Source organism: Variovorax glacialis (genome assembly GCF_051216375.1).
GTDB lineage: Bacteria > Pseudomonadota > Gammaproteobacteria > Burkholderiales > Burkholderiaceae_C > Variovorax.
On the sequence record NZ_JBPJZT010000007.1, the window covers coordinates 230,341 to 250,274 of the forward strand.

18 protein-coding genes are annotated in these 19,934 nt (G+C 68.2%); 14 read left to right on the plus strand and 4 right to left on the minus strand.

From position 1 onward, the window contains the following. Positions 1 to 118 precede the first annotated feature (118 nt). Both ACSFBL_RS20185 and ACSFBL_RS20190 read right to left on the minus strand, forming a co-directional pair. Positions 119 to 1,600, minus strand: a complete 1,482-nt coding sequence (locus ACSFBL_RS20185; protein WP_435517592.1) for a TRAP transporter large permease subunit — start codon at positions 1,598 to 1,600, stop codon at positions 119 to 121. Position 1,601: 1 nt separating this feature from the next. Continuing rightward, on the minus strand, positions 1,602 to 2,105 hold the full coding sequence (locus ACSFBL_RS20190) for a C4-dicarboxylate ABC transporter substrate-binding protein (protein WP_435517593.1): 504 nt from the start codon (positions 2,103 to 2,105) through the stop codon (positions 1,602 to 1,604). Positions 2,106 to 2,223: 118 nt separating this feature from the next. Between ACSFBL_RS20190 and ACSFBL_RS20195 the strand changes: the two genes are divergently transcribed. From ACSFBL_RS20195 to zwf, 12 genes are all read left to right on the plus strand, one after another. Further along, positions 2,224 to 3,138, plus strand: a complete 915-nt coding sequence (locus tag ACSFBL_RS20195; RefSeq protein ID WP_435517594.1) for a LysR family transcriptional regulator — start codon at positions 2,224 to 2,226, stop codon at positions 3,136 to 3,138. Between the two features lie 175 nt (positions 3,139 to 3,313). After that, positions 3,314 to 3,730, plus strand: a complete 417-nt coding sequence (gene madL / locus ACSFBL_RS20200) for a malonate transporter subunit MadL (RefSeq protein ID WP_435517595.1) — start codon at positions 3,314 to 3,316, stop codon at positions 3,728 to 3,730. 5 nt (positions 3,731 to 3,735) lie between these two features. Further along, the gene (gene madM / locus ACSFBL_RS20205) at positions 3,736 to 4,500 is read left to right on the plus strand and encodes a malonate transporter subunit MadM (RefSeq protein ID WP_435517596.1); all 765 of its coding nucleotides are present in this window, start codon (positions 3,736 to 3,738) and stop codon (positions 4,498 to 4,500) included. A gap of 9 nt (positions 4,501 to 4,509) precedes the next feature. Continuing rightward, on the plus strand, positions 4,510 to 6,192 hold the full coding sequence (gene mdcA / locus ACSFBL_RS20210) for a malonate decarboxylase subunit alpha (RefSeq protein ID WP_435517597.1): 1,683 nt from the start codon (positions 4,510 to 4,512) through the stop codon (positions 6,190 to 6,192). A 12-nt stretch (positions 6,193 to 6,204) separates the two neighbouring features. Then, on the plus strand, positions 6,205 to 6,540 hold the full coding sequence (mdcC, locus tag ACSFBL_RS20215; protein ID WP_435517598.1) for a malonate decarboxylase acyl carrier protein: 336 nt from the start codon (positions 6,205 to 6,207) through the stop codon (positions 6,538 to 6,540). Beyond that, positions 6,537 to 7,415 carry a biotin-independent malonate decarboxylase subunit beta gene (locus tag ACSFBL_RS20220; RefSeq protein WP_435517599.1) on the plus strand — a complete coding sequence of 293 codons (879 nt, stop codon included), beginning with the start codon at positions 6,537 to 6,539 and terminating at the stop codon, positions 7,413 to 7,415. The genes mdcC and ACSFBL_RS20220 overlap by 4 nt, the downstream gene beginning before the upstream one ends. Before the next feature lie 14 nt (positions 7,416 to 7,429). Further along, positions 7,430 to 8,131 carry a biotin-independent malonate decarboxylase subunit gamma gene (locus tag ACSFBL_RS20225; RefSeq protein ID WP_435517600.1) on the plus strand — a complete coding sequence of 234 codons (702 nt, stop codon included), beginning with the start codon at positions 7,430 to 7,432 and terminating at the stop codon, positions 8,129 to 8,131. A 17-nt stretch (positions 8,132 to 8,148) separates the two neighbouring features. Beyond that, entirely contained in the window at positions 8,149 to 8,832 is a 684-nt protein-coding gene (gene mdcG, locus ACSFBL_RS20230; protein WP_435517601.1) for a malonate decarboxylase holo-[acyl-carrier-protein] synthase, read from the plus strand. Then, positions 8,829 to 9,692, plus strand: a complete 864-nt coding sequence (locus ACSFBL_RS20235) for a triphosphoribosyl-dephospho-CoA synthase (RefSeq protein WP_435517602.1) — start codon at positions 8,829 to 8,831, stop codon at positions 9,690 to 9,692. The genes mdcG and ACSFBL_RS20235 overlap by 4 nt, the downstream gene beginning before the upstream one ends. Then, on the plus strand, positions 9,689 to 10,597 hold the full coding sequence (locus ACSFBL_RS20240; RefSeq protein ID WP_435517603.1) for an acyltransferase domain-containing protein: 909 nt from the start codon (positions 9,689 to 9,691) through the stop codon (positions 10,595 to 10,597). Before ACSFBL_RS20235 ends, ACSFBL_RS20240 begins: the two co-directional genes overlap by 4 nt. Before the next feature lie 43 nt (positions 10,598 to 10,640). Beyond that, the gene (acs, locus tag ACSFBL_RS20245) at positions 10,641 to 12,608 is read left to right on the plus strand and encodes an acetate--CoA ligase (protein WP_435517604.1); all 1,968 of its coding nucleotides are present in this window, start codon (positions 10,641 to 10,643) and stop codon (positions 12,606 to 12,608) included. Positions 12,609 to 12,675: 67 nt separating this feature from the next. Next, a complete protein-coding gene (gene zwf / locus ACSFBL_RS20250; protein WP_435517605.1) occupies positions 12,676 to 14,142 on the plus strand; it encodes a glucose-6-phosphate dehydrogenase in 1,467 nt (488 codons plus the stop codon). Between the two features lie 117 nt (positions 14,143 to 14,259). Here the strand turns inward: zwf and ACSFBL_RS20255 are convergent, their stop codons facing one another. Both ACSFBL_RS20255 and ACSFBL_RS20260 read right to left on the minus strand, forming a co-directional pair. Then, on the minus strand, positions 14,260 to 15,693 hold the full coding sequence (locus ACSFBL_RS20255; protein ID WP_435517606.1) for a cytochrome P450: 1,434 nt from the start codon (positions 15,691 to 15,693) through the stop codon (positions 14,260 to 14,262). A 105-nt stretch (positions 15,694 to 15,798) separates the two neighbouring features. Continuing rightward, positions 15,799 to 16,383 carry a DUF2889 domain-containing protein gene (locus ACSFBL_RS20260; RefSeq protein WP_435517607.1) on the minus strand — a complete coding sequence of 195 codons (585 nt, stop codon included), beginning with the start codon at positions 16,381 to 16,383 and terminating at the stop codon, positions 15,799 to 15,801. A 191-nt stretch (positions 16,384 to 16,574) separates the two neighbouring features. On the opposite strand from ACSFBL_RS20260, the gene ACSFBL_RS20265 reads away from it, so the two are divergent. Both ACSFBL_RS20265 and ACSFBL_RS20270 read left to right on the plus strand, forming a co-directional pair. After that, on the plus strand, positions 16,575 to 18,344 hold the full coding sequence (locus ACSFBL_RS20265) for a long-chain-fatty-acid--CoA ligase (protein WP_435517608.1): 1,770 nt from the start codon (positions 16,575 to 16,577) through the stop codon (positions 18,342 to 18,344). Between the two features lie 10 nt (positions 18,345 to 18,354). Further along, on the plus strand, positions 18,355 to 19,911 hold the full coding sequence (locus ACSFBL_RS20270; protein WP_435517609.1) for a long-chain-fatty-acid--CoA ligase: 1,557 nt from the start codon (positions 18,355 to 18,357) through the stop codon (positions 19,909 to 19,911). The last annotated feature ends 23 nt before the right edge of the window (positions 19,912 to 19,934 follow it).

Genomic DNA, 19,934 nt, shown 5'->3' on the forward strand with positions numbered 1-19,934 from the left:
GCGGCCCGCGTGCGCTTTCGGCCGCGCGTTCGCGAGCCGTTGGCGGCCGGCGAAGCCACGCACCAGGGGCCTGAAGGTCCAGTTGGACTGAACGGCGCGACCGCGAGGCAGTGCCGCACTACTGGTCGGGCGGGGGCTGCGACGTGCTTTCGTCCGGCGGTGTCGCCATGTCGCGCATGAGCTGATCGATCTGGTCGGGGCGCAGGTTCTCGTCCGGTGCGAGCGTGGCCGGCGAGGTGCGGAGCCAGCGCGTCGTCGCCGGCCAGGCGATCACCATACCCATCACCAGCAGCAGTGCGACGAGGTAAGGAACGAGCACCGCAAACACGCGCCACGACGACGGCCGCGGCGAAGTGTGACCACGGGCCAGCACCACCGCGTAGCCGAACGGTGGCAGCAGGAAGCCCGCCTGAAGGGCGAGCAGGGCCAGTGTCGAGACCCAGGCGGCGTCGTCGATCTGGGCCAGCAGCGGCGGCATGATGATCGGCACCACCAGGAAGATGAGCTCGAACGCGTCCAGCACGAAGGCGCAGGCCAGCAGCACGCCGAGCACGGTGAGCGTCGCGGCCATCGGATGCCCTTGCAACGACTGCATGAGTTGCACCGCCAGCTTGTCGGTGCCCAGGATGCGGAGCAGCAACGAAAAGCTGGTCGCGGCAACCAGCAGGGCGAAGAGTGCGCCGGTGAGCGACATGGCCTCGTCGAGCACTTTCCAGAGCACCGCGCCCGTCAGCCGTCGCGAGATGACGCCCCAGCAGAGCAGCAGCATCCCCGCGGTTGCGGCGGCCTCGACCGCGCGCACCATGCCGATCGCGACCAGCGACAGCAGGATGACGATGATCACTGGCACCACGCACGTGATGAGCCGTTCGCTCTTCGTCATCGGTGCCGGCGAAGCTTCACGGGAGCCGCGCGGTGCGGCGAGCACGATGAGGATCGCCCAGAACGCCAGCAGCACGGCGCCCGGCAACAGCGCCGCCTGGAGGATGTCCTGCGTATTGACGATGCGAACGGCCGCTTCGGCATGCGGCAGGCCCATCTGTCGCGCGAGATTCACGCCTTCGGTGTGCGCCTGCAGCATCGCGTCCCCAAGCAGGAGCAACACCAGTGATGGCGGCACGATCACGCCCAGTGTGCTGGCGAGCGCCACCATCGCGGTTCGACGGGCCGGCGCGCGCCCTGCGGCAGCCCATTTCGCGTCCGCCGTGCGCGACAGCGTCATCAGGCTGGCGCCCACCGAACCGTTCATCGGCGCAAGGATCAGTCCGAGTCCGAGCCCGGCCAGCTCGGGTGCAGCGGACGGCACACGGCGCTGCAAAGTCTTGTCGATCCCGCTGTAGAGGCTGTCGGCGATCGTCAGCCGGTTCAGCAGCGCACCGACCAGCGCATAGAGTGCCAGCGCCTGCAGCAGATCGCGATCAAGCAGGCCCACGATGCGGGTGGGCAGGGCGCCGAGCACGGCAGTGTCGACGGCACCCGACGCCAATGCCGCCAGTGTTCCGGCCGAGCACACACCGAGCAGCACCGCGTAGGTCGGCCAGCCGGTGGTCATCATCAGCGCGAGCGCCAATGCGAGGAGGGCGAGGCCGAACCAGCCCATGTCAGTCCCCTGGCCCCGGCGGCACGGCACGCAGCGCGCGCCAGAGGTCCAGCGCGGCCTGCACCAGCATCAGCAGGCCCATCAGCATCAATGCGACCTTGATCATGAAGTAGCCGGGGTTGAAGGTGTCCGGAAAAAGCTCCAGTGCACGCACCGACTGGCCGACGGGCGCCGCCGCGCTGAGCACCAGGAACAAGGCCCACGGAAGCACGCACAGCGGCGCGCCGACGCGGCGCAGCCATGCAACTCGGCCCGCGCCTGACGGCGGAAGGTCGGGCCGCGCGACAAGATGCGCGCCGCGTCGCCGCGCATGGTTGATGGCGACGGCAACGTAGAGCGCGAACAGCCACTGCGCAAGATCGTTTGCCTGGGTCGACCCCTTGCCGATCCAGTCCCGCAGCGGCCATTGCAGGAACAGCAGCAGCGTGATGGCGAGCGCCAGCGGCATCATCGCCATGCTCACGCCGTCCAGCACGCGCTGAAGGCGGGACCTGGTGGATTCCATGGCGGGTTGCGACATTGGCGATGCGACGGGCGGACGCGCCATGCTAGCGCGTCGCCGTGAAGCGGCCCGCGCGCATGCAATTGCACTAGGATGATCCCTTCATTGCGCAGCCGTGCCCATGCTCATACGTATCGACGAGGACATCACCTTTCGCAAGCTGGAGATCCTCCTGGCGTTCATGGAGACGGGCAATCTCGCGCGCGCGGCCGAGCGCCTCGATGTCAGCACGGTGAGCGTGCACCGGGCGCTTCATTCGCTGGAGGCGGGCGTGCGGTGCGCGCTATTCCGCCATGAAGGTCGCAACCTGCATCCGACCGACGCCGCACGCGAGCTCGCCGAAGTGGCGCGCGAAGTGCTGCGCACCATGTCCGACGGCATCCGCTCCACGCGCGAGCTGGCCGGCTATTCGGCCGACCGGATCCGCATCGGCTCCCTCTATTCGCTGACCAGCCGCACGGTGCCGACCATCGTCATGGGGATGAAAGTCCGCAAGCCCGAACTGCAACTGGAACTGGTGCTCGGCTCCAACGCCGACCTGCTGCAGCGCCTGCGCGACGGCACGGTCGATGCGGCCCTGATCGGCACGCCCGAGGGTGCGGCCGACGTGGAATCGGAACTGCTGTTCGAGGACGACATCTTCTTCGCCGCGCCGACGGGCTCGCGCTACGCCGAGCTCGCGGAGGTCGACCTCGGCGCCTGCGCCAACGAGCCTTTCGTGAGCCTGGGCGAAGGGTTCGTGACCTACACCGGCTTCCAGGATGCGTTCCGCGTGGCCGGCTTCACGCCCAACGTGGTGATGGAAACAGGCGACATCTTCTCGCTGATGAACCTGGTCAGTGGCGGCGTGGGCTACACGCTGCTGCCCGGCCGCGTGCGCGCCGTGATGCCCCAGCGCGTGCAGTTGCTGCCGCTGCAGGAGCGCTACCTCATGCGGCAGAAGATCGGGGTCAGCTTCCTTCGCACGCGGGAGCGCGATCCGAACCTGCTGGCGCTGCTGACCGTGTGCCGAATGGCACGCGCAGACCTCTCCTGACGCCGCGCCCGCCTGTTCGGCGCATTCAGGGTTAACCCTCGATCGTTTCACCCGGCGCGTTTTCGCGCACGGGTGGTTAATTGATCGCACCCGGAGCCACCGGTACCTTTCGTCTCCAGGGAAGCAGTTCCCCCGGGTCGCGCAGTTCGTGCGGCACGAACCAGGAGACAAACCCATGATCATCTACGGCACCGCGCTACTGGCAGTCTGCCATCTGCTCGGCATCTTCATCGGCGACCTGCTCGGGCAGGCGATGGGCGTCAAGACCAACGTGGGAGGCGTCGGCATCGCGATGCTGCTGCTGATCTTCGCGCGGATCTACATGCAGAAGAAGGACATGCTGCCCAAGCTCACCGAACTCGGCGTGGAGTACTGGGGCGCGATGTACATCCCGGTCGTCGTCGCCATGGCGGCCCAGCAGGACATGGTGTCGGCACTGCGCGGCGGCCCGGTCGCTTTGCTCTCCGCCATCGCGGCGGTCGGCGTCTGCGCCATCGTCATCTCGGTCATCAATCGCACCGAAAGTCCGGAAGACGAAGCGGTGACCGGCCCGATCCTGCACAACAACCCCCTGGTCGCCGAAGCGGAGTGAACGCCATGCTCGAAATCCTCGAAAAAGCCGCCGCCCTGAACGGGCTCGTCACTGCCTTCGCCATCGTCGGTTTCGTCGTCCTGGTCTCAGGGCAGATCTCGCGCCGGCTGACCATGGGCCGCGTCCATGGCTCGGCCATCGCGATCGTCATCGGACTGGCGCTCGCCTACTGGGGCGGCACGCAGACCGGCGGCCACAAGGGGCTGGCCGACATGTCGCTCTTCGGCGGCATCGGCCTGATGGGCGGCGCGATGCTGCGCGACTTCGCCATCGTCGCGACCGCCTTCGAAGTGCAGGCCACCGAGGCGCGCAAGGCCGGGATGATCGGCGTGGTCGCGCTGTTGCTCGGGACCGTGCTGCCCTTCATCGTGGGCGCGGCGATTGCGTGGAGCTTCGGTTATTCGGACGCGGTCAGCATGACGACCATCGGCGCGGGTGCGGTGACCTACATCGTGGGGCCGGTGACAGGCGCCGCGATCGGTGCCACGCCCGACGTGATGGCGCTGAGCATCGCCACCGGCCTGGTCAAGGCCATCCTGGTGATGGTCGGGACGCCCGTCGCGGCGCGCTTCCTGCGCCTGAAGACGCCGCGCTCCGCGATGGTGTTCGGCGGACTGGCCGGCACGGTGAGCGGCGTGTCGGCGGGCCTTGCCGCCACCGACCGGAAGCTGGTGCCCTACGGCGCGCTGGTCGCGACCTTTCACACGGGCCTCGGCTGCCTGCTCGGCCCGTCGCTCCTGTTCTTCGCCGTCAAGGCCCTGGTGCACTGAGGACTTCACATGGACCGCATGATCTGGAATACCAAGACGGCCAACCGCAATGCGCGGCTGGCCAGGGTCTCGCAGGCGCTCGGCGCGCAACGCGTGGGCAAGTGCGTGGCGACCGAGGCCATCGGCCAGCTGCTCGAAGCGGCGATCGAACCCGGCGACAGGGTCTGCCTCGAAGGCAACAACCAGAAGCAGGCCGACTTCCTCGCCAAGGCGCTGGTGCAACTCGATCCCCAGCGCATCAATCACCTGCACATGGTGCAGTCGGTGCTGGCGCTGCCGGAGCATCTGGACATCTTCGAGAACGGCATTGCCTCGCGGCTCGACTTCAGCTTCTCGGGGCCGCAGGGCGCGCGGCTGGCGAAGCTGGTCTCGGCCGGCCGCATCGAGATCGGCGCGATCCACACCTACCTCGAACTGTTCGCGCGCTACTTCGTGGACCTCACGCCCAAGGTGGCGCTGGTGGCGGCACAGGCGGCCGATGCCGAGGGCAACCTCTACACCGGCCCCAATACCGAGGACACGCCGGCGATCGTCGAGGCCACGGCCTTCTCGGGCGGCATCGTGATCGCCCAGGTCAACGAAATGGTCGACGGCAAGACGACCACCCTGCCGCGCATCGACATCCCCGGCGACTGGGTCAGCTACGTGGTGAAGGCGCCCAGCCCCAACTTCATCGAACCGCTGTTCACGCGCGACCCCGCGCAGATCAGCGAGATCCAGGTGCTGATGGCGATGATGGCGATCAAGGGCATCTACGGCGAATACGGCGTGCAGCGCCTGAACCACGGCATCGGCTTCGACACCGCGGCCATCGAGTTGCTGCTGCCGACCTACGGCGAATCGCTGGGCCTCAAGGGCAAGATCGCGAAGCACTGGGCGCTGAATCCGCACCCGGCGCTGATCCCGGCGATCGAGGCGGGGTGGGTCGAGTCGGTGCATTCCTTCGGCTCGGAGCTGGGCATGGAGGACTACATCCGCGCGCGTTCGGACGTGTTCTTCACCGGCCCCGACGGCAGCCTGCGCAGCAACCGCGCGTTCTGCCAGGCGGCGGGCCACTATGCCTGCGACCTGTTCATCGGCTCGACCTTGCAGATCGACCTCGACGGCAACAGCTCGACCGCGACGCTGGGCCGTATCGCCGGCTTCGGCGGTGCGCCCAACATGGGTGCCGATGCGCGCGGCCGGCGCCATGCCAGTCCCGCCTGGCTGAAGGCCGGCCGCGAGGCGCGCGCAGGCCGCAGCGGTGCGGCCGGCACGCCGCGCGGGCAGAAGCTCGTCGTGCAGATGGTCGAGACCTTCCGCGAGCACATGCAACCGGCCTTCGTCGACCGGCTCGACGCATGGACGCTGCAGGAGCAGGCCGGCATGGACCTGCCGCCGATCATGATCTACGGCGACGACGTGACCCACATCCTCACCGAGGAGGGCATCGCCAACCTGCTGCTCTGCCGCAGCGACGAAGAGCGCGAGCAGGCGATCCGCGGCGTGGCGGGCTACACCACGGTCGGCCTGGGCCGGGACAAGCGTGCGGTGGAGAACCTGCGCGACCGCGGCGTGATCCGCCGTCCGCAAGACCTCGGCATCGACCCGCGCGACGCCACCCGCAACCTCCTGGCCGCGCGCAGCATGCGCGACCTCGTGCGCGCATCCGGTGGGCTCTACCAGCCGCCCAAGCGCTTCCGCAACTGGTAAGGAACAACAGACATGAGCGACATTCCCGTGGGGATCGAAACCCTGGACTTCTCATTCGCAGGCGGGCGTCCCGTCGGCGCATTCGAACCGGTGCTCGTCGGCGTGGTGGGCTCGGGCAATCTCGAAGTGATGCTCGAGGCTTCGGTCGACGACCAATGCCTGGTGCGCGTCGAGACCTCCGCGCGCGGCTTCGGCCCGATCTGGCAGGCCGTTGCCGACGACTTCTTCGCGCGCCATCCGCTGGGCGGACTGCGCGTCTCGATCAACGACATGGGCGCGACGCCCGCCGTGGTGAGCCTGCGGCTCGACCAGGCCGTCGCCGAATTACCTCAAGGAGCCTCCTCATGATCAGCTTCGCCGAATGCTCCGCGCGCGAGCGCCTTGCCTTGCTGTTCGATGCGGGCAGCTTTCATGAATGGATTCCGCCGTCCGAGCGGCTCACCAGCCCGCATTTGGCCCAACTCGGCGTGCCATCGGCCTTCGACGATGGTGTGGCGATCGGGCACGCGAAGCTCGATGGGCATGAAGTTTTCGTCGCCGCGCAGGAAGGTGCCTTCATGGGCGGCGGGGTCGGCGAAGTGCACGGCGCCAAGCTGGTCGGCATGCTGCGCCGCGCCTTGCGCGACCGGCCCGAGGCGGTGGTGCTGCTGGCCGAGTCCGGCGGCGTGCGCCTGCACGAAGCCAATGCCGGCCTGATCGCAGTGTCGGAAGCGATGCGCGCCGTGCTGGACGTGCGCGCCGCCGGCATCCCGGTGATCGTGCTCATCGGCGGCGCCAACGGCTGCTTCGGCGGCATGGGCATCGTGGCGCGCTGCGCCGACTTCATCGTGATGAGCGATGTCGGGCGGCTGGCCATGTCGGGGCCGGAAGTCATCGAGGCCTCGCATGGCGTGGAGGAATACGACTCGCGCGATCGGGCCCTGGTGTGGCGCACCAGCGGCGGCAAGCACCGCTGGCTGACCGGCGACTGCGACGCGCTCGTCGAGGACGACGTGCAGGACTTTCGCGCCGCGGCCATCGCCGCGCTCGACCGGTCGCGGCCGGTGACGCTCGAATCGCTCGAAGCCGAGCACGCGCTGCTCGAAACGCGACTGCATCTGCTTCCGCTGGAAACCGGCGGTGCGGATTCGGCCACGTGGCTGTGGCACGGACTCGGCATCGAACAAGCCGAGTGCGTGCCCGAACTGGATGTAGGCGCGGTGCGCGCGTTGCGCACGGCATGAAAGGCGAAACGAACATGAACTGGAATGCACTCGTGACCCAGCTTTTCGGGTCCTATCACGGCATGCGCGCCGCCGGCGATTTCCTCAAGGGCGATGTGATCTTCGAAGGCCGTCCCCTCACGGTCGTCGGCACGACGAACCATGCGCCGATCGGCGTTGCGCTGGCCCTGGCGCAGGCCCGCGTCATCCTCGACACGATCGCCCGGCATCCGGGGCGGGCCATCCTGCTGCCGATCGACACGCAGGGCCAGCAGTTGCGCCGGCGTGACGAAACCCTGGGCATCAATCGCGCGATGGCGCATCTGGGCATGTGCATCGACCTGGCGCGGCGGCGGGGCCATCAGGTGATCGGCCTGGTGTATGACCAGGCGCTTTCGGGCGGCTTCATCACCTCGGGGCTGATCGCTGACGGCTGCTACGCCTTGCCGGAAGCGGAGATCCGCGTGATGCGCATTCCTGCGATGGCGCGGGTCACCAAGCTGTCGGAGGAGACGCTCACGGCGCTGTCGCAATCGAATCCGGTGTTTGCGCCGGGCGTGGGCAACTACGTGGCGATGGGCGGCGTTCGCGCATTGTGGGAAGGCGACTTGCGGAAGGCCCTGCGCGATGCATTGGCCGACACGCCGGTGGAGGACACGCGGGCGCAAGACGGGGCGGAGCGCGGCGGCCGCAAGCTGGCGGCGTCGGTCGTTCAGCGCGTGCTGGCAGCGGCCTGACGCGCAGGAGAGGCAACGTGGAACCGCTGCGTCGTCATCGACTCGCTCGCCTGACCGTGGCAGGCTGGGCCGCCGTGCTCGCGCGGCCCTGGGATGCGCAGGCACGCGATGTCCTGACGCACTGGGCTGCACATCGATTGCCGCTGGTCGTGACACGGCAGTCGAACGACCCGGGTGCCGCCGGACTGATCGCCCTGGGCTTGCCTGCGCCGGCGGCGTGGGGACGGCGGCGCATCGCGCTGCAGCTTCCGTCGAACGCAGTGAACCGCTTCGATGAATTTGCCGACCTCGGCGAGGTCTTGTCGCTCTTGCCGCTTTCCGTACGTCTTGCGGCCAGCGATCTGCGTGCGGGACTCGCAGCATGCGATGCCACGGCGCACGTCTACGGCAGCTACGGTTGGCAAGCAGTCAGCGGTCTCGATCACGTGCGGCCGGGCTCCGATCTGGACGTCTGGGTGGCGGTTGACGATGCCGCACATGCGGACGCGGTTGCCAGCCAATTGCTTTGCTTCCCCGGCGTAGAGCCAAGACTGGATGGCGAACTCTTGTTCCCCGATGGCACTGCGGTCGCGTGGCGCGAGTGGGTCGAATGGCGGGCAGGGCGGGTGCGCGCCGTGATGGTCAAGCGACTCACGGGCTCGGCGCTGCGGCATGACACCGCTTGGTGCGAGGGCGACCGCATCGCGGCGATTGCAGCATGAACGCAGCACGCCTGCCCCTGCACCAAGGAGCGCCGCGCACGCCGACGGCGATCGGCCGCGCCGCCACGCTGGCGCTGCACGACGAACTCGCGCTGACGCCAAAGCCGGGCCTCGTCACGCTGGTCGACAACGGCAGCCATCAGGACATGGATGCGCACACCTTCATGCGCAGCCTGTTCGCCTTGCGCGGCTATTTCGTACGGATTGCCGAAGCGGGTCATGCGGGCGCCGCGTTCGGCGAACTCGAACGCTGCGGCATCGCCGCCGAGGCGCGAATGCTGGCGGCCACCGGAGGGATCAACACGCACCGCGGCGCGATCTTCATGCTGGGCCTCCTGTGCGCGGCCGCTGGTGCGGTTTCGCGGGAGTGCGAGGGTCCCATCGATGCATCGCAATTGCGCGCGGCGTTGCGTCTGCATTGGGGCGACGCGCTGATGGCGCGCAGCCAGCGCGTGTCGACCTTGCCCGGCGGTATCGCAGCGCGGCAGTTGGGCCTGCGTGGCGCCTCGGAGGAAGCGGCGCTGGGCTTTCCGGTGCTGTTCGAGGTGGCAGTGCCGGCATTGGCGAGCGGACTTGCGCGGGGCCTGTCGCCGCAACTGGCGCGGCTCGATACGCTGTTCCATGTGATGGCCGTTCTGGACGACAGCAATCTCGCGCACCGTGGCGGCCTCTCCGGATTGCGCGATGCGCAGCGCATGGCGCAAGGGTTCATCGACAGGGGCGGCGTTGCCAGGGCCGGCGGCCTTGCGGAAGCGCAAGCTATCGCGGAAGCATTCGTCGCCCGTCGGCTCTCTCCGGGCGGTGCGGCCGACACACTTGCCGCGGCGTGCTGGGTCGTACGCATGGGTGCGGCGCCATGAGCTTTGCCGTGTTCTTCTCCGGCCAGGGGACGCAGCATCCCGACATGCTGCCCTGGTTGGCGGATGACGAACGCGTGAACGACGTGCAGGCGCAGCTCGGCGTGCGCGACTGGCGTCGCAGCCTTGCCGATCCGGCCTGGGCGGCGAACAACGCCAACGCACAGACACTGTTGACCGGTCTTGCGCTCGCGGCCTGGGCGCAGTTGATCCCCATGGTGCCGCAGCCCGCGGTGGTCGCGGGCTACAGCGTTGGCGAGCTAGCTTCGTTCAGTGCGGCGGGCGTGTTCGACGGGGCCACTGCGATGGCGCTGGCGCCGCAGCGCGCCGCGGCCATGGACAGGAGTGCTGCCCGGGAGGCCGGGGGCCTGCTGGCAATCAACGGCCTGCCGGCTGCCGCGATGGAGAAGTTGCGCGGCGACACCGGCCTGGCGCTCGCGATCCGCAACGGCCTCGACAGCTTCGTGCTCGGCGGCCCCGTGGCTGCGTTGGAGAGGGCGGAAATGATGGCAGCCCATCAGGGCGCGCAATGCACGCGCCTGCGAATCAATGTCGCCTCCCACACGCCGTGGATGCGGGGCGCGGCAGAGGGCTTCGCGCAGACCCTGTCGACCGTAGACTTCCGATCACCGCGGATCCTGCTGTTCAGCAATGCCTGCGATCGCATCCGCGATGCCGAATCTGCAAAGACCGCGCTCGCCGCCCAGACCGCGCAGACGGTGCGTTGGGACGAATGCATGGAAAACGTCTCGGCGCGCCAGGTTCGCTGTGTGCTGGAGATAGGGCCCGGTCAGGCGCTCACGCGCATGTGGAACAAGGCCTTTCCGTCCATTCCCGCCCGCGCCTGCGACGACTTCCGCAGTGCCGCCGCCGTCGCAAGCTGGCTGCGAGCGCACGCGGACGACTGAATTTCCCTTCACTCATCTTTCACGTAAACCAAGGATCGAGACCATGAGCAACAACGAAGCAATCAGCCTTGCGCTGCCGGAAACCGCGATGCCCGACGCCCACGTCAGCGGCATGTCGGGCTACGAAGCCCTCGTGGACGAGGCCGATGCCGACTACCGCGCCTACTGGGCCCGGCTGGCACGCGAGTTCGTGAGCTGGAAGACGCCCTTCACGAAGTCGCTCGACGACAGTGATGCGCCGTTCTTCAAGTGGTTCGAGGACGGCACGCTCAATGTCTCGTACAACTGCCTCGATCGGCAGGTGGAGCGTGGCCTGGGCGACAAGGTCGCGATCATCTTCGAGGCGGACGATGGTCAGGTCACTCGCGTGACGTACAGCGACCTGCTGGCGCGCACCTGCCGTCTGGCCAATGCGCTGAAGGCTCGTGGCGTGAGGAAGGGCGACCGCGTCGTCATCTACATGGCAATGAGCGTCGAGGGCGTGGTCGCGATGCAGGCTTGCGCGCGCATCGGTGCCACGCACTCCGTGGTGTTCGGCGGCTTTTCGGCGCAGAGCCTGCGCGACCGGATCGAGGGCGCGGGCGCGGTGATGGTGATCACCGCCGACGAACAGGCGCGCGGCGGCAAGCATTTGCCGCTCAAGGCCATCGTCGACGAGGCGATCTCGCTTGGAGGATGCGAATCGGTGAAGGATGTGATCGTGTATCGCCGCACGGGCGGGAACATCGCCTGGGATGGGTCGCGCGACCACTGGATGCACGAGGAGACGCAAAGCCAACCAGCGGTTTGCGAGCCTGAGTGGGTGGGCGCGGAGCACCCGCTGTTCCTGCTGTACACGTCGGGCTCCACCGGGAAGCCCAAGGGCGTGCAGCATTCGACCGGCGGCTACCTGCTGCATGCCGCGCTGACGACGAAGTGGACCTTCGACCTGAAGGACGACGACGTGTTCTGGTGCACCGCCGACATCGGCTGGGTCACGGGCCATACGTACATCGCCTACGGCCCGCTGTCGCTGGGCGCGACCGAGGTCGTCTTCGAAGGCGTGCCCACCTACCCGGACGCGGGCCGCTTCTGGAAGATGATCCAGGACCACCAAGTCTCGGTGTTCTACACGGCCCCCACCGCCATCCGTTCGCTCATCAAGGCGGCCGAAGCCGATGAAAAGGTGCATCCCGGCCGGTACGACCTGTCGAGCCTGCGCATCCTGGGTTCGGTGGGCGAACCGATCAATCCTGCCGCCTGGGAGTGGTACCACAAGCACGTGGGCGGCGGCCGTTGTCCGATCGTCGACACTTTCTGGCAGACCGAGACGGGTGGCCACATGATCACGCCGCTGCCCGGTGCCACGCCGCTGGTGCCCGGATCGTGCACGCTGCCGTTCCCCGGCATCGCGGCGGCCATCGTCGACGAGACCGGTAACGATGTGCCGAACGGGCAGGGCGGCATCCTGGTGGTGAAGAAGCCCTGGCCGAGCATGATCCGCACGATCTGGGGCGACCCGGAGCGCTTCAAGAGCAGCTACTACCCGCCGGAGCTCAAGGGCTACTACCTCGCCGGCGACGGCGCGATCCGCGACGCGGAGACGGGCTACTTCACCATCACAGGCCGCATCGACGACGTGCTCAACGTCTCGGGCCACCGCATGGGAACGATGGAGATCGAGTCGGCGCTCGTGTCCTGCACCGACCTGGTCGCCGAAGCGGCCGTGGTGGGCCGGCCGGACGACACCACGGGCGAGTCGATATGCGCCTTCGTCGTGCTCAAGCGCTCGCGCCCGACCGGTGACGAGGCCAAGGCCATTGCCACCCAGTTGCGCAACTGGGTGGGCCGAGAGATCGGCCCCATCGCCAAGCCCAAGGACATCCGCTTCGGCGACAACCTGCCCAAGACCCGCAGCGGCAAGATCATGCGGCGCCTGCTGCGGTCGATCGCCAAGGACGAGACCATCACGCAGGACATCTCGACGCTCGAGAATCCGCAGATCCTCGAACAGCTCATGCAGAGGAACTGAGCGACTTACGTCGCCTGGCATCAAAATCGCTTGCCCTCCGGCACGATAACGATGCAAGGTGACAAGAATGGCCAAGATCCCTCCCGGCGTCGGTCCCCGCTTCCCCCAGGTCGTGATGCTGGTGGGCGCGACCGGCGACCTGGCGCGACGCAAGCTGCTGCCGGGCCTGTTCCACCTTTGCAGCTCGGGCTTCATACCTGGCTGCCGGATCATCGGCGTCTCGCTCGACGAACTCGACGCCGAGGGCTTCCGCGCCGTCGCGCGCAGTGCGCTGGACGAGTTCGGCAGCCGCAAGGTGCTGCCGGCGGCATGGGACGCCTTCGCGGGCATCCTCGACTACGTGCCGCTCTCGGGCGGTGCGCAGGCGCTCAAGGAGGCGGTCGAGCGTGCCGAGCAATCGCTCGGCGCACCCGAATGCCGGCGCCTGCACTACCTGAGCGTGCCGCCGAGCGCGGCCCTGTCGGTGGTGCGCATGCTGGGGGCGGCCGATCTGGTCGAGCGCTCGCACATCGTGATGGAGAAGCCCTTCGGCACCGACCTCGCGAGCGCGGTGTTCCTGAACGGCCAGTTGCACGAGGTGTTCAAGGAAGAGCAGATCTTCCGCATCGACCATTTCCTCGGCAAGGAGCCGGCGCAGAACATCCTGGCCTTCCGCTTCGCCAACGGCCTCTTCGAGCCGATCTGGAACCGCAACTTCATCGACCACGTGCAGATCGACGTGCCGGAGACGCTCGGCCTCGGCAAGCGCGCAGGCTTCTACGAGCAGACCGGCGCCTACCGCGACATGGTGGTGACGCACCTGTTCCAGATCCTCGGCTTCATGGCGATGGAGCCGCCGACGGCGCTCGAACCGGCACCGATCAGCGAGGAGAAGAACAAGGTTTTCCGCAGCATGCTGCCCATTTCGCCTTCGGACGTGGTCCGCGGCCAGTACAGCGGTTACAGGCAGGAAGAGGGCGTCGACCCCGATTCCGACACCGAGACCTTCGTGGCGCTGAAGTGCCACATCGACAACTGGCGCTGGGCCGGCGTGCCCTTCTTCCTGCGGACGGGCAAGCGCCTTGCCGAGGGCCAGCGCATCATCTCCATCGCGTTCCGCGAGCCGCCAAAGAGCATGTTCCCGCCGGGATCGGGCGTCGGCTCGCAGGGCCCCGACCACCTGACCTTCGACCTGGCGGACGCGTCGAAGATGTCCCTGTCCTTCTACGGCAAGCGACCCGGTCCGGGCATGCGGCTGGACAAGCTCAGCCTGCAGTTCGCGATGCGTGACACCGGGCTGGTCGGCGAAGTGCTGGAGGCCTACGAGCGCCTGATTCTGGATGCCATGCGCGGCGACCGTACCCTGTTCACCACCGCCGAGGGCATCGAGCGCCTGTGGCAGGTTTCGACGCACCTGCTAGAAACGCCGCCGCCGGTGCGACTCTACGAACCCGGCTCCTGGGGCCCGAAGCCGATCCACCAGCTGATCGCGCCGCACGCATGGCGCCTCCCCTTCGAGCGCGCCTGGCGGGATCCGAACAAGGCCGGAAGCTGAAGCGTCGAGAGAGCGCCAGGAACCCCGCGGAACCGGCTCCGCCGGGCCGCAGGGGTTGCGCCCGGAGAGGGGGGAGGCGGCCACACGAAGTGGGCAAGCCTGGGGGCGATGTCCAGGCTAGACCGCCTTCAATTTCATGGTCAGGCCGACAGGCGCCATGGATAGCTGGAGCAGTTCACGCGGCTCCTTGCCGTCGACCGTGCCCACGTCCTCGATGTCGAAGTGGCTCAACAGGACCGCCATCGCCATCTTCATTTCGATGAGTGCCAGATAGCGCCCGGGGCAGATGCGCGGGCCGGCGCCGAAGGGCATCGAGATCCGCTTGGCCGAACTGGCGCTCTGGCCGGGGTGCCCGTCCGCCAGCCAGCGTTCCGGCTCGAAGCGGTCGGCATCGTGAATGTACGTTTCGCTGACCGCGTCGCGCCGCATGACCGCGATCACCACCATGCCTTCCTGGACTTGCACATCGCCCAGCGTCGTGTCGCGGATGGCCTGCATGGCGTTCTGCGGTGCCACCGGCTTCAGGCGCATCGTCTCGTGGGCGCAGGCTTCCACGTAGTCGAGCTGCGCGATCTGGTCGACGGCGGGCGGCTCGCCGTCGGCGCACACGCGGCGCACTTCGGCGGTGGCCTTGGCCAGCGCCTCCGGGTTCTGCCACAGCAGGTGGATCATCCAGGACACGGTGTTTGCCGTGGTGTCCTCGCCGGCCAGCAGCATGGTCAGCACGTTGCCGGCCACCTGCTGGTCGTCCATCCCGCTGTCGGGCTCGTCGGCAGCCACCAGCATGGCCTCCAGCAGGTTGGTGGGATGCTCGCGCAGGGCAGGATTCGCCTCCAGCCGCTTGCGTCCTTCGGCAATGAAGCCGTCGATCGCCACGTTTACCTCCGCGACGCTGTGCGCCAGCGCGCGGTCTTCGGCCGACGGGAACCAGCGCCACAGCGGAAGCGGCGCGAAGATGCGCTTGAACACGGTCGGAAAGATCCGGTTCAGGTGCTTTTGGATCACGTCTTCGTCACTCTGGAGCGTATTGACGTCGGCGCCGAACGCCAGGCCGGCGATCGCGTCCACGGTGAAGCGCATGAGGTCGGCCTGCAGGTCGATGGTGGCGCCCTGGCGCGCAGCCTGCTGCCATCGCTGGATCAGACGCTGCGCGACGCGCTGAAGCGCAGGGTGATAGCGCCGCACGCTGCCCGGGTCGAAGCCGGCCATCACCATCCGTCGCTGGCGCCGCCAGGTCTCGCCATTGGCACCGAAGACGCCGCCTGCGAGCCCGAGTTCGCTCCACACCTGTTGCAACTTGGTGGTGCGGCGAAAACCGTCGGGGCGGTCCCGCAGGGCGGCAGCGATCAGCTCATGGTCGCCCACCACGATCGCGCGGCGGGGGCCCAGGCGCAGCTTGAAGATCGGACCGTGCTCTTCGCACCACTTCTCCATCTGCAGGTGCAGCCGGGTGGAGTCGACCTGAAGCAGGTTGCCGAACACCGGCACGCCGCGCGGGCCCGGAAGGTCGTCGAACTGGCGCAGCCGGGTTGCAACGGTAGGCGTGTCCATGTTTTGCTGACTCCAAACGGCCACGTTGACCGGTGCTCAAGTATTCGGCAGTTTCGAGAGCCCGGCAATCGTCATTTGGGGTGATGGCGGATGGACCGCCGCGATTCACCGATCTTCTGCTTCGACTGCGCGCCGGTGCAGCGGCCAGATCGCCTCGAGCGCCTTGCCCTCGCTGCGATAGGCCTGGCAGGTATTGGCGAGCGCCGGTCGCGGCAGGGGGCCGGGCCGGGCATGCGCGGCGCGCAGTCCGCCCCTCTCGCGACCAAGTGCGAACCATGTCTGCATGGCCGTCGTCGCTGCCGGGCCCATCAGCTCCGTGAGGTGGGTGCAGCCCTTGGCGCCGCCCACCAGGGCACGAACCTTCTTCGTGAATCCCGGGCCGATCTTCATGCCAACCAGGGCGTCGTAGACGGCGTTGCTTTCGGCGCACCAGGGCGTGGGGGCGGCATCCGTGCTCACCTGGATGCCCCGGATCACGAGTTCCGCATCGACGGTCAGCACGATGCGCATGCGGTGCAGGTCTTCCCCCGGACCCAGCGGCTTGAAGAACAGGTCGGAGCCGCAGGGCGAGATGTCGCGCATGGTGCTTTCCACGTCGACCAGGCCGTCGTCGCGCAGGAAGCCGTTGCAGATGATCTCGCGCGTGTGGAGCAGGCGGCGCGCGGGGGCGGAAGGTGTAGGCAGATCCATGGTGGGGTGCGTGTCCTGTGCAATGGGCTGGCACATGGTCCCCGAATCGCGCCGCGACGGCACTACCCCGGGCGGGTGGCCGGGGTGGCTCCCGTTGCCCGACCCTGCCACCCGTTCGGGGTGGCAGCGCCTTTGGAGGCGCGCGTTCTACTCGAAGCCATTCAAGAGACGAGGCAGAACCGGACGCCACCATGCAAGTACCCAGCGCCATCCACCCGTGCCCCACGCCTGCAGGCGTGATCGAACGCCCCAGCGGAGCCCTGCACATCGACCCGGCGCTCGCTCGCGGCGGCTTGCCCCGGGAAGCCCACATCCCGGGGACGAGCCTGTTCCGGAACCTCGAGATCTCGGCCCGGCGCTACCCGGCCAAGACCGCGGTGCAGTTCTTCGGCAATGCCGTGGGCTACGCCGAGCTTCTGTCCGAAGCCGAGGCCATGGCCGGCTACCTGCAGGCGGTGTGCGGCGTGGCGCCCGGCGACCGGGTGATCGTGTTCAGCCAGAACTGCCCGCAGTTCATCGCCGCCTATTTCGCCATCCTGCGTGCCGACGCCGTCTTCGTGCCGGTCAACGCCATGCTGGTCCGGGACGAACTCGAACACATCGTGCGCGACAGCGGCGCGGTGGCCGCCTTCGTGGCCAGCGAACTGCTCGACCGCATCGCACCCTTGGTCGGCACCGGTGCGCTGCGCCGCCTCGTAGTGCATGCCTACGGCGACGCACTCGGCGACGATGCGGATTCCGACCCGGCGCTGCCGCCGCCCGACTGGGTGCGCACGCGAATGGCCGATGTCGCGCTGCCGCCATCCGCCGCTTGCTGGCAGGACGCGCTGGCGCAGGACCGGGTGCCCGCGCCGCACCGCGCCGGCCCCGATGACCTGTGCATGCTGCCCTACACATCAGGCACCACCGGCAAGCCCAAGGCCTGCGTGCACACGCACCGCACGGTCATGACGTCCTGCGTCGGCTCCTCGCTGTGGCGCCGCACGAACCCGTCGTCGGTGTACCTGGCGGTGGCGCCGCTGTTCCACCTGCTGGGCCTGCAGAACAACGTCAACTCGGCGATCTTCTGGGGCGGCACCATCGTGCTGATGCCGCGCTGGGACCGCGAGGCCGCGGCCCTGCTGATCGAGCGTCACCGGGTGAGCTTCTGGGCTGCGTTGCCGGCCATGCTGGTCGACTTCTTCGCCCAGCCCGGCATCGAGCGGCGCGATCTCTCCAGCCTGGCGGTGGTCACCGGCGGCGGGGCCGCCACGCCCCAGCACGTGAACGACATCCTCAAGAACCGCTACGGGCTGGACTATGTCGAGGGCTACGGCCTGACCGAAAGCGCCAACTTCCTCTGCGCCAACCCGATGCACCAGCCGAAGAAGGGCTGCCTGGGCGTGCCCACCTTCGGCGTCGACTTGCGCATCGTCGATCCGGAAACGCTGGCATCGGTGCCGCAAGGCGAGGTTGGCGAGATCGTGGTGCATGCCGCGCAGATCATGCTGGGCTACTGGAACCATGCGCAGGCCAATGCCGAGAGCTTCCTCGTGCGGGACGGCAAGCGCTTCTTCCGCACCGGCGACCTCGCGAGCATGGACCAGGAAGGCTACGTCTTCATGCGCGACCGCCTGAAGCGGATGATCAACGCCTCGGGCTTCAAGGTCTGGCCGGCGGAGGTCGAGGCCGCCCTGCATGCGCACCCGTCGATCCTCGAGGCCTGCGTGATCGCCGCGCCCGACCTGCGTCGCGGCGAAACAGTCAAGGCCGTGGTCACGCTGCGCGACGGTTCCCGCGAGGACAGTGCCAGCCTGCTGGCCTGGAGCCGCGAGCACATGGCCGCCTACAAGGCGCCGCGCATCGTGCAGATCGTCGACGAACTGCCGAAGTCGCCCACCGGAAAGATCGCATGGCGCGAACTGCAGGAGCAGGAAGCGCGCGCCGCATCGTCCAGCGAAGCAACGACCCTCGTCCATTGAAGGCCCCGCCATGTCCATGACGCTCGCGCTCCAGCGCTCGATCCAGTCCACGCCCGATCGCATTGCCACCACCTTCCACGGGAGGCGCCAGACCTTCGCCACCTTCGGCGATCGCGTCGCGCGCCTGGCCGCCGCACTCAAGCGCATCGGCCTGTCGAAGGGCGACCGCATCGGCGTTCTGGGCCTCAACGCCGACCGGTGGCTCGAACAGATGATGGCCGTGTGGTGGGCCGGCGGCGTGCTCAACCCGGTCAACACGCGATGGAGCGTGTCCGAGATGGTCTATTCGCTCGACGACTGCGATACCGGCATCCTGCTGGTCGACGATCATTTCCTGAGCCGGGTCGAGGGCATCCGCGCGAGCGCTCAGCGCGTGCCCGTCTTCATCCACACCGGCGAGGGCGCGACGCCCGAAGGCATGCTGCGCTACGAGACGCTGATCGCCGCGGCGGCGCCGGTCGATGATGCCGGTTGCGCAGGCGACGACCTGGCCTGCATCCTCTACACCGGCGGAACCACCGGCTTTCCGAAGGGCGTGATGCACACCCACTTCAGCCTGTGGGCCATCTGCATGCAGCGGCTGGTGCAGACGCCGCTGACGCCGGGGCCGAGCATTGCGCTGCACGTGGCGCCGCTGTTCCACATCGGCGGCATCGGCCGGGCGCTGGTGCAGTTCGTCGCGGGAGAAAGCCATGTGCTGGTGCCGGGCTTCGACGCGCGCGAGGTGCTGCAGACGATCGAGCGCGAAGGCGTGACCGATGTGCTGCTCGTGCCGACCATGCTGCAGGCGCTCATCACACACCCCGAGTTCGATTGCTTCCGTCTCGACAGCCTGCGGCGCATCATCTATGGCGCGTCACCGATCGCGGAGTCTGTGCTGGAGCGCGCCATGACGCTGTGGCCGGGCGTGGCGTTCACCCATTCCTACGGGCTGACCGAGGCGGGCGGCGTCACCTCGAATCCGCCGGAAAACCACGGTGCGTCAGGACGGGCCTCGGGCCTGTCGCGTTCGGCGGGGCGCGCGAGTCCGGGCGTGGCCGTGATGGTGGTCGACGGCGAGGGCCGCGAGGTCCCGCGCGGCGAAGTCGGCGAACTGATCGTGCGCGGTCCCAACGTGATGCGCGGCTACTGGAACAAGCCCGAGGAGACGGCGCGCGCCGTTCGCGAAGCCTGGCTGTACACGGGCGACGGCGCGAGGATGGACGAGGACGGCCATGTGTTCATCGTCGACCGGCTCAAGGACATGATCGTGAGCGGCGGGGAGAACGTGTACTCGGCCGAGGTCGAGAACGTGATCGCCCGGCATCCGGCCGTGCAGGCCTGCGCGGTCATCGCCGTGCCGCATGCGCAGTGGGGCGAGGCGGTGCACGCGGTGGTCGTGCGCAAGCCGGGCGCGGACGTGGATGATGCCGGCCTGCACGATCACTGCCGCCTTCACATCGCCGGCTACAAGTGCCCGAAGACCATCGAGTTCCGGGAGGCGCTGCCGCTGTCCGCCGCGGGCAAGGTGCTCAAGCGCGAACTGCGCGCGCCGCACTGGGCCGGACAACTCCGGCAGGTGAGCTGACGGCGATGGCGTTTCGCACGCGC